Source organism: Streptomyces sp. NPDC039465 (assembly GCF_055639315.1).
Window position 1 is genome coordinate 394,637 of record NZ_JBVKAP010000003.1, and the last position, 12,905, is coordinate 407,541.

10 protein-coding genes are annotated in these 12,905 nt (G+C 72.4%); 1 reads left to right on the forward strand and 9 read right to left on the reverse strand.

What is annotated here, in order from left to right:
• Window positions 1–8 precede the first annotated feature (8 nt).
• From ACZ7LT_RS12285 to ACZ7LT_RS12315, 7 genes are all read right to left on the reverse strand, one after another.
• Entirely contained in the window at window positions 9–713 is a 705-nt protein-coding gene (locus ACZ7LT_RS12285; protein WP_471235946.1) for a phosphoadenylyl-sulfate reductase, read from the reverse strand.
• A complete protein-coding gene (locus ACZ7LT_RS12290; RefSeq protein WP_471235947.1) occupies window positions 710–889 on the reverse strand; it encodes a hypothetical protein in 180 nt (59 codons plus the stop codon). Before ACZ7LT_RS12290 ends, ACZ7LT_RS12285 begins: the two co-directional genes overlap by 4 nt.
• Complete coding sequence (locus ACZ7LT_RS12295; protein ID WP_471235948.1) at window positions 886–2,583, reverse strand: nitrite/sulfite reductase; 1,698 nt, start codon at window positions 2,581–2,583, stop codon at window positions 886–888. Before ACZ7LT_RS12295 ends, ACZ7LT_RS12290 begins: the two co-directional genes overlap by 4 nt.
• A 126-nt stretch (window positions 2,584–2,709) precedes the next feature.
• A complete protein-coding gene (locus tag ACZ7LT_RS12300; RefSeq protein WP_309486338.1) occupies window positions 2,710–2,793 on the reverse strand; it encodes a putative leader peptide in 84 nt (27 codons plus the stop codon).
• A gap of 124 nt (window positions 2,794–2,917) precedes the next feature.
• Window positions 2,918–3,481: a GNAT family N-acetyltransferase gene (locus tag ACZ7LT_RS12305; protein WP_471235949.1), complete on the reverse strand. Its 564-nt coding sequence runs from the start codon at window positions 3,479–3,481 to the stop codon at window positions 2,918–2,920.
• A 45-nt stretch (window positions 3,482–3,526) separates the two neighbouring features.
• On the reverse strand, window positions 3,527–7,465 hold the full coding sequence (locus ACZ7LT_RS12310) for a wHTH domain-containing protein (RefSeq protein ID WP_471235950.1): 3,939 nt from the start codon (window positions 7,463–7,465) through the stop codon (window positions 3,527–3,529).
• Between the two features lie 52 nt (window positions 7,466–7,517).
• Window positions 7,518–8,726 carry a helix-turn-helix domain-containing protein gene (locus tag ACZ7LT_RS12315; protein ID WP_471235951.1) on the reverse strand — a complete coding sequence of 403 codons (1,209 nt, stop codon included), beginning with the start codon at window positions 8,724–8,726 and terminating at the stop codon, window positions 7,518–7,520.
• A gap of 217 nt (window positions 8,727–8,943) precedes the next feature.
• Between ACZ7LT_RS12315 and ACZ7LT_RS12320 the strand changes: the two genes are divergently transcribed.
• Window positions 8,944–9,669 (forward strand): DUF4232 domain-containing protein, encoded by a 726-nt coding sequence (locus tag ACZ7LT_RS12320; RefSeq protein WP_471235952.1) that lies wholly within the window; start codon window positions 8,944–8,946, stop codon window positions 9,667–9,669.
• 24 nt (window positions 9,670–9,693) lie between these two features.
• On the opposite strand, the gene ACZ7LT_RS12325 is transcribed toward ACZ7LT_RS12320, so the two are convergent.
• Together ACZ7LT_RS12325 and ACZ7LT_RS12330 are read right to left on the reverse strand one after the other, a co-directional pair.
• Entirely contained in the window at window positions 9,694–11,001 is a 1,308-nt protein-coding gene (locus ACZ7LT_RS12325) for a GAF domain-containing protein (protein ID WP_471235953.1), read from the reverse strand.
• Between the two features lie 249 nt (window positions 11,002–11,250).
• Window positions 11,251–12,897 carry an acyl-CoA dehydrogenase family protein gene (locus ACZ7LT_RS12330; RefSeq protein WP_471235954.1) on the reverse strand — a complete coding sequence of 549 codons (1,647 nt, stop codon included), beginning with the start codon at window positions 12,895–12,897 and terminating at the stop codon, window positions 11,251–11,253.
• Between the last annotated feature and the right edge of the window lie 8 nt (window positions 12,898–12,905).

The following is a 12,905-nucleotide window of genomic DNA, read 5'->3' on the forward strand; positions in this document are numbered from 1 at the left end:
CGTACGCGTCATCCGTGCAGCCCGCATTCGGTCTTGGCCCGGCCCGCCCAGCGGCCGGCCCGCGCGTCCTCGCCCTCCAGCACCTGGCGGGTGCACGGTGCGCAGCCCACGGACGCGTAACCGTCCATGAGGAGCGGGTTGGTGAGGACCCCGTGCTCGGCCACGTAGGCGTCGACGTCGTCCTGCGTCCAGCGCGCGATGGGGGAGATCTTCACCTTCTGCCGCTTCTCGTCCCAGCCGACGACCGGAGTGTTGGCCCGGGTCGGGGACTCGTCGCGGCGCAGGCCGGTCGCCCACGCGCTGTACGCGGTCAGGCCCTCCTCCAGCGGCTTGACCTTGCGCAGGGCGCAGCACAGGTCGGGGTCGCGCTCGTGCAGCCTCGGCCCGTACGTGGCGTCCTGCTCGGCCACGGTCTGCCGCGGGGTCAGCGTGATGACGTTGACGTCCATCACCGCGTCGACCGCGTCCCGGGTGCCGATCGTCTCGGGGAAGTGGTAGCCGGTGTCGAGGAAGACGACGTCGACGCCGGGCATGGCGCGGGAGGCGAGGTGGGCCACGACCGCGTCCTCCATGGAGGAGGTGACGCAGAAGCCCTTGCCGAAGGTGTCGGCCGCCCACGTCAGGATCTCCAGCGGCGAGGCGTCCTCCAGCTCGCGGCCGGCCTGCTCGGCGAGGGCCTTGAGCTCGGTGGCGGTTGCCTGGGTGGTCGTCATATCTCTTCCCCTCCATGGGAGTTGCTCGAAGCGCCCGGGGCGAGGAGCCCCAGGAACTTCAGCTGGAAGGCTCGACTGCACGCCCTGCATTCCCAGGCGCCGTGTCCCTGCTCGCCCGGCCGCAGGTCCTCGTCGCCGCAGTACGGGCAGTAGAAGGGGGCCGCACGCTCGCTCATGACAGGGCCTCTTCCGACGCACGCGCCGCCCAGGTGGCGAAGCGCTCGCCGTTCTCGCGCTCCTCCTGGAAGCGCTTGAGGACCCGCTCGACGTAGTCGGGCAGCTCGGCGGAGGTCACCTTGAGGCCCCGGACCTTACGGCCGAAGCCCGCCTCCAGGCCGAGGGCGCCGCCCAGGTGGACCTGGTAGCCCTCGACGCGGTTGCCGTCGTCGTCCAGGACCAGCTGGCCCTTGAGACCGATGTCCGCCACCTGGATACGGGCACAGGCGTTGGGGCAGCCGTTGATGTTGATGGTGATCGGCTCGTCGAACTCCGGGATCCGGCGCTCCAGCTCGTCGATGAGCGAGGCGCCGCGGGCCTTGGTCTCGACGATGGCGAGCTTGCAGAACTCGATACCGGTGCAGGCCATCGTGCCGCGCCGGAACGGCGAGGGGGTGACGCGCAGGTCCAGCGCCTCCAGGGCGGCGACGATCGACTCGACCTGCGCCTCCTCGATGTCGAGGACCAGCATCTTCTGCTCGGCGGTGGTGCGCAGCCGGCCCGAGCCGTGCGCCTCGGCGATCTCCGCGATCTTCGTCAGGGTGGCGCCGTCGACCCGGCCGACGCGCGGCGCGAAGCCGACGTAGAAGCGGCCGTCCTTCTGCCGGTGGACGCCGACGTGGTCACGCCACTGGCCGGCCGGCTGCTCGGGGGCGGGGCCGTCGGTCAGCTTGCGCTTCAGGTACTCGTCCTCCAGGACCTGGCGGAACTTCTCCGCGCCCCAGTCGGCGACGAGGAACTTCAGCCGGGCGCGGGTGCGCAGCCGGCGGTAGCCGTAGTCGCGGAAGATCGAGATGACGCCCTCGTACACGTCCGGGACCTCGTCGAGCGAGACCCAGGTGCCCAGCCGCACACCCAGCTTGGGGTTGGTGGACAGACCGCCGCCGACCCAGAGGTCGAAGCCGGGCCCGTGCTCGGGGTGGTTCACGCCGACGAAGGCGATGTCGTTGATCTCGTGCGCCACGTCGAGCAGCGGCGAGCCGGAGATCGCGGACTTGAACTTGCGGGGCAGGTTGGAGAAGTCCTTGTTGCCCACGATGCGGCGGTAGATCTCGTCGATGGCGGGGGTGCCGTCGATGATCTCGTCCTCGGCGATACCGGCGACCGGCGAGCCGAGGATGACGCGCGGGGTGTCACCGCACGCCTCGGTGGTGGACAGGCCCACCGCCTCCAGGCGGTTCCAGATCTCGGGCACGTCCTCGATCCGGATCCAGTGGTACTGCACGTTCTGCCGGTCGGTGATGTCGGCGGTGCCGCGCGCGAACTCCTGGGAGATCTCGCCGATGACCCGCAGCTGCTCGGTGGTCAGCCGGCCGCCGTCGATCCGGACACGGAGCATGAAGTACTCGGCGTCCAGCTCCTCCGGCTCCAGCACACCGGTCTTGGTGCCGTCGAGCCCCTCGCGGCGCTGGGTGTACAGCCCCCACCAGCGCATGCGGCCACGCAGGTCGTTGGGGTCGATCGAGTCGAATCCGCGCTTGGAGTAGATCGTCTCAATGCGTGTCCGCACATTGAGACCGTCGTCGTCCTTCTTGAACTGCTCATTGCCGTTCAGCGGGGTGAAGTGCCCCACGGCCCACTGGCCCTCGCCGCGGTGGCGGCCGGCCTTGCGGCGGGTCGTGGCGGGAGCGGGGGATTCCGGGGTGGCGGCCATGGCGTCGTGTCCTTCGGGACTGCAGGAGGGCGGCTCTGACCTGCACACTCGCGCTCAGAGCAAGGGGTGGCGCAGCGGTGCGCAGAAGGGGTTGGGCAATGGGGGATGTCGGCGGTGCTGGTTCTGTCAGCTCGCCGGACAGATGGCGCTGGACATGCGGCCGAGGTCGACGTGCCGCCGACTCACCAAGGCAATTCCAGTTCCAGACATGACGGAAGCCTGTCACGGGACTTTGGACCCAGTCCAGCATTATCCATAATGTGGACACCACTGTCCCGAATAGTGGGACAGTGTGCTGTGGGTCACGTGCGAAGGGTCAAGGAGCGGGGGTGGCTCAGAAGGCGCCGGGCCAGGGTCCGGGGGCCTTGGTCTCCTCCGCCTCCTCCACCTTGGTGTCGAAGAGCCGGAAGCCCCGGCGGAGGTAGTTGTCCATCGCGTGCGGCCCGTCGAGCGAGCAGGTGTGCAGCCAGACGCGCTTGGTGGGCTCACGATCCGGCCACCGCTCGGCCAGGTCCCAGGCCCGCTGCACCCCGTACGAGAGGAGATGCCCGCCGATGCGGCGCCCCCGGAAGGCCGGGATCAGGCCGAAGTAGACGATCTCGACGACCCCGTCGTCCTGCGGGTCCAGCTCGACGTACCCGGCCGGCGTCCCCCGGTCGTACGCCACCCAGATCTCCGCCCCGGGCCGCTCCACGATCTTCTGCCACTCGGCGTAGGAGAGTCCGAGCCGGTCGGTCCAGCGGATGTCCCCGCCGACGGCGGTGTAGAGGAACCGGCTGAACTCGGCGGACGGCACCTCGGCCCGGACGATCCGTACGTCGCCGTCGGGGGCGGCTGCGGGCCGCAGATCGTCGGGGGAGGTCTGCTGGAGGGACCAGGTGGTGAGAGTGATGCTCATACCCGCCAGGGAATCACGGAGGGTCGCCCCATGGCCAAGGCCATCTCAAGGCTGATCACGGAGTGGGATGAGCGGGATGGCGGCGCGCACGGCTTCGACGGGGTCGACGACCTCGATACCGAGCTGGACGAGCCAGTCGCGGACGCGGGTGAGGGGCTCGTGCATACGGCGGGCGCGGTCGAGCAGGTCCTCGAGGTCGACCGTGTCGCCGCAGTCGAGCAGCGCGTCGTCGTCCGACTCGAGCAGCACGAGCGCGGTCGCGTGCGTGAGCCCCTCCGGGAGGTCCAGGCATGAGACCGAGAGGCCGTGCGTGACGAGCCGGACCGCGATGTCCCGAGGAGGGACGAGCAGGGTCCGGGCGGCAGCCATCACATGCGCGTACGGTATGACCTCGTTCGAGCGCACCCCGTACCAGGGCAGCGGGCCGACCTCCGTGAACAGCTCCTCGTCGAGCTCGGTGAACCGGCCCCCCATGGGCTCAACGTCTACACCGAAGTCACGAAGCCGCCGCGTCAGCCCCGGAAGCCCCAGACCCAGGTGAGCCGCGTTGGCCAGCAGCTGGGTGAAGGGGATAGGGGCGCCCGGCCGGAGCGGAGGGTGGTAGAAGCCGTCGTCGTCGGAGTAGTCCTCCAGCAGGCGGCTGTCGTTCCGCGCGATCACCTCAGGGAAGGGCGAGGGCGGGGTGAAGCCGAGCCGCGCGTACCAGTCGCGCGCCTCGCCCGGCGTGATCTTGAGCCGGTCCGCGGCCAGCAGCACGTGCAAGGGCGGCACAGGCTCGGCGCGCGAAAGCCAGGGGCCCTCCCCGGTCAGGTGTTCGCTCAGCAACTTGGCCAGAACCGCGGGTGGCGAGGTCAGGCCGCGTCCGTCCGCCGTCAGACCGCATGCGGTCAGCCGCCAGCACAGGTCGGGCACGTCGACACCCGCGGCTTGGGCGGCGGCGGCCAGGTGCCCGGGGTGTACTTCGGCTCCCGTCTCGAACCACTCCGCGCCCTCCTCGCTCAGCACGGTCCGGAGCACGGGGTCGCCCTGGGCGGCCACCGCGGCCCGCCGTACCGCCTCGGGCACCCGGTCCGGACCCCAACGATCCGCCGCCTCCTCGACCGGCATCCGCGCACCCTCGGCCACCCGCAGGAGCCAAGCCACGGTGACGGGCTCGCTCCGGGCGGCCACCGTGACCCGTACGGCCGTGGTGGTCTCCGCCACGCCCAAGGGATGGACCACGATGTCGGGGAAGAGGTCGGGGGGAATGGTGTGCAGCCCCAGCCGGGCCGCGCGTGATGCCACCTCGCGGGGTGATCTCGCCTGCGCCACCGCGGTGTTCACCAGCAGCGTCACCTCGTCTTCCTTGGTGGTGGGCGAGTGGAGACGGAGCGTCAGCAGCTCATGGTCGGACGGCAGGGCCGGCAGGACCGGGCCCACCTCGGCCAGCTCCGGACACAGGTTGATCAACTCGCCGAGCATCCGGTCCGAGCGATGGGCCAGCATCCGCCACAGCCGGATGTGATCGGGCACGAACATGTAGTGGGCGTCTGTCACGGGCGTGGAGTGCTTGTAGAAGCGCATGACGTTCGGTACGAGGGAGATGTCGGACGGCAGGCACCCTGTCCGCGCGCTGTCCAGGATGTTGCTGCCGTTGCGCAGGCCACGGCCGGCCGCGATACACGACTCGGCGATGAGATCCGCTGCCGGCATGCTGCCGTGGGCCACCCCGCACAGCCAGTCGAAGGTGAGCAGCGAATCAGCGTCCGCCACCAGCTCGCCCACCGCGCCCGTCAGCAGCCCCCGCACCACCCCCCGCAGATCGTCCAGGACCTGCGCCCGGTCGGCCGACATCCGCTCCGGCGCGTACGGTCCCGACAGGTTCACGACCGCGCCGACCAGACCCGGCGGCTGGGCCGAGAGCACATCGCCCCGGACCGCCGGATGGACGACCAGGCCGTCCACGAGCAGCCCGCCGCCCTGGTCGCACCAGATCACCTGGGCGCCGTCGGGCGCGTCGGTCCACGACAGCAGGTCGCCGTGCGCGTCGAGCCCGAACTGCTCGCCCGAGGGAGCCTCGCGGGTGTGCAGCACTCCCGGCTCCCAGACCTCCGTACGCTCCCCGTGCGCCGCCACCGTCGTGAACTCGGCGATCCCCAGCACCCGCGCGAGCACATCCGGCGACGACCACCCCGCCCGTTCCTCCCCGTCCTCGCCCGCCTCCCGCAGATAGAGCCGGACCGTCGTCCCGGGCTCCGCGCCGCGGTCCGCCACCTTCACGATCCGGAAGAGATGCCCCGGCCCGAAGACGGACACCTGGAGTACGGGGCCCGGCTCGCCCGACGGGCCCATCCGGCAGGTGGTCACGCGGATCTCGTCGGCCAGCATGAAATAGCTGAGCACCCCGATGCCGAACCGGCTGTTCGGGAAGAACGGCACCGGCGGGTCCAGCCGTGCCCAGGCCGCCCGCTCCTCCTTGAAGTCGGGCTGCTCGGCGAAGCGCGCTCCCGCGTTGGAGAAGACGCCCCGCAGCTCCGCCTCTCCCATCCCGATACCGTTGTCCCAGCATTCGAGATACTCCCGGCCGTCGTCGTCGCCGTCCTGCGCGAACCGGATCAGACCCTCGTACGTGTACGTGGCCGCCGCGTGCGTACGGTCCAGGTACGCGGTGCGGGCGCGCCGGTAGCGGCAGGCGTCCAGCGCGTTCTGGTACAGCTCGCGGACCGCCAGATCGCGGTCCTTGTAGAGCTGGATGCCCATCAGCAGTCCCCGGACCCGCCGCTCGTCCAGCCGGAAGCTCGCCCAGCCCGTGAACGCCCCGTCCGCCGGGAGCACACCGTCCGCCGAGAGCCGGCCCGGCAGCACGGGCATGGGGACGGTGATCCGGTCCCGTACCGTCCGGTGCACGCCGTGCAGCAGCTCGTCCATGCGGGCACAGCACACCCGCAGCCCCTCCACCACCGCCTCGTGCGCGCATTCGGCCCGCAGCACCGGCAGATCGGGGGAGCCTCCCCAGGACGACTCCTCCAGGGTCCGCCGCAGGGCGGCCAGGTCGACCGGGTGCGGGATGCCCAGGTGCTCGACGACGATGTCGGGCAGCGCCGTCATCTCGGCCGTCGCCGCCCAGGCGAGCGCCGTCAGCAGCGCCAGACGGCGGTCGCGGATCCGCTGGTGGCCCGGGCCGCGCAGCCGGTCGTCGGCGGGCAGCGCTTCCAGGTACTCCGGATTGCAGACGTCCGGACCGCGCCGCAGGCCGTGCAGCAGCCTGCTCACCCGCAGCGGGCCCAGGGCGTCGCCGAGCGCCTCGGCCGGGGCGCCGACCGCTTCGAGCAGCCCGGCCACCGCGTCCGTACCGGCGTACGCCTCGCGCTGCACCAGCCAGCGGTGGAACAGCCACCAGCCGATCGGCGCCTGCGCCGCCGGACGCAGCAGCGCGCGCTGCACCAGCAGGCTGTGGCCGTCCGTGAACGCCTCGAACGCGCCGCGCTCCAGCGGGCGTTCAGCGGACTCGTCCCACGGGCCGAGCCGCCAGGGCGCCACCGCCAGCTGCTCCACCGCCGCCCGCAGATCGTGCACCCGGGCGAGCAGCGGGGTCAGGACGAACAGCGCGGCCTCGGCGGGATAGAGGTCGAGCGCCGGGCCCTGGCCCGGCTCGCCGAGCAGCCACTCGATCCGCTCCAGGAATCGCAGCGCGCACCCGGGGTCCTGCCAGGGATCGTCCGCCAGCTCCTGCTCGGCCTCGTCACGCAGCGCCGCGAGCGCCACCGCGACGGCCGCCACCTGCTCCCTGGCCGCGTCGCCCGACCGGCTGCCCGGCACGTGCTCCCACACGGACGAGTCACGTACCCGGCTCACCCACGTGTCCTCGGACGTCATCGGCGTCGGCCCCGACTGCCCCTGGTGGACGACCACTTGACCGATCACCTGACCGATCCGGCCGGCCTGGACGACCGGGCCCGTCATCTGTCCGGCGTCCACGACATTGTGGATATCGGGGTGTTGCATGCGCCGCTACCTCCGCCTCCGTCGGCTTACCAGAGTAGAAGGCCAGCGCCCGTCATCCTGCCTGGTACGGCTCCCAGGCGCTCGCCCCCGGGGGGAACTGGTGCTTCGGCAGCCCCGTGGTGGCGCTGGTGGTGAACGGCCGTCCCTTGTCGTCGAGGCGGAGTGTGCCGCTCCGGTCGCCGCTGCTCCACTCCAGCTCCAGGTACCAGCGCACGCTCCGAGCCCTGGTGTGCGCGGTCATCCGCAGCACCTGCGGGTCGTCCGCGGACACCTTGTACGGGAAGTCCGACGCGGGAGTCATCCGGTCGCCCTGGTACCCGGCAACCGGCACAGGCCGCGGCCGGGCCGCGTCCAGGTTGATGTCCAGGCTCTGGAGCCGCGCATCGCCCCCACAACCCACGCCCATCACATAGGCGTGGCCCGCCAACGGCTCGGACGTGCCGACCGTCCGTACATGCAGTGCCTTGAGGAGGACGGTCTCCTCGCCGGTTCCCTGGAGCGACACCTCGATCACCATCTCCCCGCCCGGCACGCCCCCCAGGGGCGTGACCCAGCCCCGCGCGTCCTGCTCGGCGGGCGGCGGCGGGACCTGGCCGGGCGGCCGGTCCACCACGTACGTCTGGCTGCACGGATCGCTCCAGACGTACGGGTCGACGTCCGCCGTGAACGGGGCGGCGGACTTCCCGGTCGTTCGGGGCGGGGCGGAGCTCCCGGCGGGGCCCGCGCTGGACGGGCTGGGCTCACCGGACAGGGCGACGGCGGCACCGCTCGCCGCGAGGAGAACCACCCCCGCCAGGACGGCCAGGGGCCGCAGACGACGCCGCGCGGCGCCCGCCGGGCGGGCGAGGGGTTCCGGGGCCTGCGGCGGCTCGTCGAGCTCGGCGCCCTCGCGCGCCTGGCTCGATGCCGCCGGCTCCGGCTGGGGCTCCGGCTCCCGTACGACGGGTGGCTTGGGCTCACTTGGCGCGGTCGGTTCCGTCGGCTCGGCCGGTGCGGCCCCGCCCGTCTTGCCCCGGCTGCGGGCTTCGTCAGCGACGATCCAGGCCCGGTGCAGCCGCAGCAGCTCCTCCCGGTCCGCCCCGCACAGCCGCGCCAGCCTCTCCACGGGGGCGAACTCCGTAGGAACGGCGTCACCGTTGCAGTACCGGTGCAGTGTCGACGTGCTCATGTGCAACTGCTGGGCGAGCGCGCCGTAACTCCGCCCGGACCGCTCCTTCAACTCCCGCAGGAGGCCCGCCAGGCCCTCGCTCCGCAACCCCACCCCGATGTTCCCTTCCGCCCGCGTTCCAGGAACGCGTCCCAGGGGACTTGCGTTTCCGCAGGTCGGGACTGGTGCGAGCGTTCCAGCTTCCCCCATTGTCCTCGTCGGCTGGCTGGAACACCGAGGCGGCACGCACGGTGGATGCGGCACCGGCTGATTTGGGTGCCCGCCTTGATCGACCGTCACCGCTCGCTCGTACAACGGGGGACACACCACCATGCGCACCTTCAGCATCCGCCGCACCGCCGTCGCCGCCGCCGTCCTGGCGGCCGCGCTCTCGGCCACCGCCTGCGGACCCCAGGACATCACCAAGGACCCCTCGCCCGCCGCCTCGGGCAAGGGAGCGACCAGCGTGACGCCGACCGCCGGATCCCCGACCGGTCAGACGGACACGGCCGGAACCGACACCGTGGGCAAGGACACCGCCGGCAAGGGCGAGTCCGGACGGCCGGGAAGCGGCGGCGGCCAGAAGCCCGCCGCCACCGGCGGCACCAAGGAGGCGGACGGCACGGCCAAGGTCGTCACCTGCACCGGCTACAACACCAGGGTTGACGCCAACCGGCCCGCCCGCCCCATCAACCACCTCCTGCTCACCGCCACGAACAAGGGCTCCGTCCCCTGCGACCTCTACGGCGCGCCCTTCCTCCGCTTCGACCAGGACCAGGCCCCCACCGCCGCCGACGACTCCACCCGCCCGCAGAGCGTGATCCGGCTCGCCCCGGGCCAGTCCGCGTACGCCTCCGTCGTGATGGTGGGCGAGCGGGGCGGAAGCGAGGCCGGCGGGCGTGACGTGACACAACTCGCCGTCCTCTTCGCGGCCGGCGACGGATCGGGCTCCACCGGCCGCTCGGTGTCCCTGAAGCTCCCGGCCGGCACGTACAAGACGGACGACGCGAAGGTCACGTACTGGCTGAACAGCCTGGACGACGCCCTCGGCTACTGAGGCGGCCGGCCACCCCCGGGCGGCTCAGGCGCGGGGCAGTCCCTCGCGGGCCGCGCGCACCGCCGGGGCCGTGGAGTGGGGCAGCAGGTCGGCCGGGCGGTCCGGGCCGATCAGCTCCACCTCGACCTCCTCGCTGAAGCGGTACGGCCGGTGCGCGAGCACCCCCGCCAGATGCCGCCGTACCCGTGACATTTCGGCGCGTACGGTCACCGTACGCGTCCGGTCGCCGAAGACGTCGTCCGCCAGCTGGGCCGCGCTGCGCCCGTCCCGGTACAGCGCCAGCACGTACAGCAGCTCGGCGTGACGGGGGCTCAGCTCCTGGCGCCAGCTGCCCACCGCGCCCGACACCTCCAGGGTCCAGCGGCGCGGGCGGCTGACGTCCAGGACCACCCGGCTCACCGTCTCCGCCGTGGGCCGCGCCGCCCCGGCCCCGTCGTCGTCCAGCCGCAGCAGCCAGCCGCCCGGCAGCGGCTCCACCGCGCACATTCCCAGCGACGGCAGCCAGGTCCGCCCGGCCCGGAAGGACTTGGGCAGCGGCAGCCGGTCCATGGGCGGCATCCCGGTCACCGCCGCCGTCCAGCCGTGGGTGTCCACCGCGACGGCCCGGCCGCCCACCGCGCACAGGATCGGCGCGGCCACCGAGCGCAGCCGCTCGATCGACCGCAGATGGCGGTCCCGCAGCTCCGCCTCGGCGAGCTGCGCCACCGATCCGACCAGCGCCAGCGTCGCCGGATGGAACGTGGACGCCGGGCCGCTCACATCCACGATCCCCAGCAGCCGCTGGTCGCGCGGATCGTGCACGGGGGCCGCCGCACACGTCCAGTTGTGCAGCGTCTGCACGAAGTGCTCGGCCGAGTGCACCTGGACGGGTCGGCGCGCGGCCAGCGCCGTGCCGACCGCGTTGGTGCCCGTCGTCGCCTCGGTCCAGGCCGCGCCCTCCTCCAGACAGATGCCGTTGGCCTGCCGCATCACGCCGAGGTTGCCCTCCCGCCACAGCACCCGGCCCTGGTCGTCGGTCACGACCATGATCTGCATCGAGGCGTCGGCGATCCCGGACAGGCCGGCGCTCAGGGTCCGCATCAGCTCGCCGAGCGCCGTCGTCCGCCGCCGGTGCTCCAGCTCGTCGCGCTCCAGCAGCACGCTGCTGGTGGACTGGTCGGGGTCGAGGCCGAGCCGGAACATCCGCCGCCACGACGCGTCGATCACCGGCCGGGGGGCGATCGGAGGCCGCCGGCCGGCCAGCGTCTCGTCCCGTACCTGATGCAGCAGCCGAGCGGCCTGAGCGGCGTCCATGGCGGCGAGACGGGTCAGGTCGAGCGAGTTGTTGTTCATCGGTCCCCCAGCCACCGGGCTGTGCTGTATCGGTTCTGCTGGGCCAGGCGTCGCCTGGCGTCCCGGCGCAGAACGGCATTCTGGCGTGTTCGTCCCCATCGTGCCGCCCGTCTGCCCCTCAGGAGGGCCGGTTCGCTCAAACCTGCAACGGTTTGCAACTCTGGCAACCCGTCGCCCCGTACCTGAAAGTTGCATCAAGCGGGGGTGGTGCCGTGTCGGCGCAGCACCACCCTCAGCTGTGCCCCCGGCTCAGACCACCGCGCGGGCCCGCTCCACCACCGACGCCAGGTCGAGCGTGTGCGGCAGCGTCCCGAACGCGGCCCCCCAGTCACCGCCCAGCCGCGACGCGCAGAACGCGTCCGCGACCTCCGGCGGCGCCCAGCGCACCAGCAGCGAGCCCTGCAGCACCAGCGCCATCCGCTCCACCAGCCGCCGCGCCCGCGCCTCGACGCCGTCCAGATCGGCCAGTTCGGTCAGCAGCGCCTTGATCGCCCCGTCCAGCCGGTGGTCCGCGCCGCGCGCCTGGCCCACCTCCCGCAGGAAGGCGTCCAGCGCCCGCGGCTCCCGCTGCAACGCCCGCAGCACGTCCAGCGCCTGGACATTGCCGGAGCCCTCCCAGATCGAGTTGAGCGGCGACTCGCGCAGCAGCCGCGGCATGCCCGACTCCTCCACGTAGCCGTTGCCGCCCAGGCACTCCAGCGCCTCCGCCGTCACCGGCGTGCACCGCTTGGTCACCCAGTACTTCGCGGTCGGCACCGCCAGCCGCAGGAACGCCCGCTCCTGCTCCGAGCCCGACTCCTCCACCGCGTCGTACGCCGCCGCCAGCCGCATCGCCAGCACCGTCGCCGCCTCCGACTCCAGCGCCAGATCGGCCAGGACGTTACGCATCAGCGGCTTGTCGATCAGCAGGCCGCCGAAGGCGCTGCGGTACGCGGAGTGGTGCGCCGCCTGGGCCACCGCCTGGCGCATCAGCGCCGCCGAGCCGATCACACAGTCCAGCCGGGTCGCCGCCACCATCTCGATGATCGTGCGCACCCCGCGCCCCTCCTCACCGACCCGGCGCGCCCACGTCCCCGCGAACTCGACCTCGCTCGACGCGTTGGAGCGGTTGCCCAGCTTGTCCTTGAGCCGCTGGATCGCGAAGACGTTGCGCGTCCCGTCCGCCAGCACCCGGGGCACCAGGAAGCACGTCAGCCCCCCGGGAGCCTGCGCCAGCACGAGGAAGCCGTCGCTCATCGGAGCCGAGCAGAACCACTTGTGTCCGGTGAGCACGTACTCGCCCGCCGCGTCCAGCGGCTTCGCCACCGTCGTGTTGGCCCGGACGTCGCTGCCGCCCTGCTTCTCCGTCATGCCCATCCCGAAGAGCACCCCGCCCTTCTCCGCGGCGGGCCGCAGTCCCTCCTCGTACACCGGGGAGGTGAGCCGGGGCTCCCACTCGGCGGCGAGCTCCGGATCGGCCCGCAGCGCGGGCACCGCGGCGTGCGTCATCGACAGGGGACAACCGTGTCCGGCCTCCACCTGCGTCCAGACGAGGAATCCCGCGGCGCGTCGCACATGCCCGCCCGGGCGCCCCCAGGCACCGGTGAGCCCGGCGGAGACGGCCCGCCCGAGCAGCCGGTGCCAGGCCGGATGGAAGTCGACCTCGTCGATCCGGTGGCCGTACCGGTCATGGGTGCGCAGCTTCGGCGGGTTCTCGTTGGCGAGGACCCCCCATTCCTGGGCCTGCGCCGAGCCCGCCGCGCGCCCCAGCTCGGTCAGCTCCTCCTGGGCCCGCGGAAGGAGTTCGGGCGCGAGATGCCGTTCCACGGCCTCGGTCAGGGCACGATCGGCCGCGAAGACGTCGTACCCCACCAGGGGTGGAGCCTGATTGGTCACTGTGTGGGTGGTGGCTGCCATGCCGATAC

Bases quoted from the DNA above. Each gene is read 5' to 3' on its own strand.
- ACZ7LT_RS12290 (WP_471235947.1), bottom strand. From the start codon at position 889: ATGAGCGAGCGTGCGGCCCCCTTCTACTGCCCGTACTGCGGCGACGAG.
- ACZ7LT_RS12305 (WP_471235949.1), bottom strand. From the start codon at position 3,481: ATGAGCATCACTCTCACCACCTGGTCCCTCCAGCAGACCTCCCCCGAC.
- ACZ7LT_RS12330 (WP_471235954.1), bottom strand. From the start codon at position 12,897: ATGGCAGCCACCACCCACACAGTGACCAATCAGGCTCCACCCCTGGTG.
- ACZ7LT_RS12325 (WP_471235953.1), bottom strand. From the start codon at position 11,001: ATGAACAACAACTCGCTCGACCTGACCCGTCTCGCCGCCATGGACGCC.
- ACZ7LT_RS12285 (WP_471235946.1), bottom strand. From the start codon at position 713: ATGACGACCACCCAGGCAACCGCCACCGAGCTCAAGGCCCTCGCCGAG.
- ACZ7LT_RS12310 (WP_471235950.1), bottom strand. From the start codon at position 7,465: ATGCAACACCCCGATATCCACAATGTCGTGGACGCCGGACAGATGACG.
- ACZ7LT_RS12320 (WP_471235952.1), top strand. From the start codon at position 8,944: ATGCGCACCTTCAGCATCCGCCGCACCGCCGTCGCCGCCGCCGTCCTG.
- ACZ7LT_RS12295 (WP_471235948.1), bottom strand. From the start codon at position 2,583: ATGGCCGCCACCCCGGAATCCCCCGCTCCCGCCACGACCCGCCGCAAG.
- ACZ7LT_RS12300 (WP_309486338.1), bottom strand. From the start codon at position 2,793: ATGTCTGGAACTGGAATTGCCTTGGTGAGTCGGCGGCACGTCGACCTC.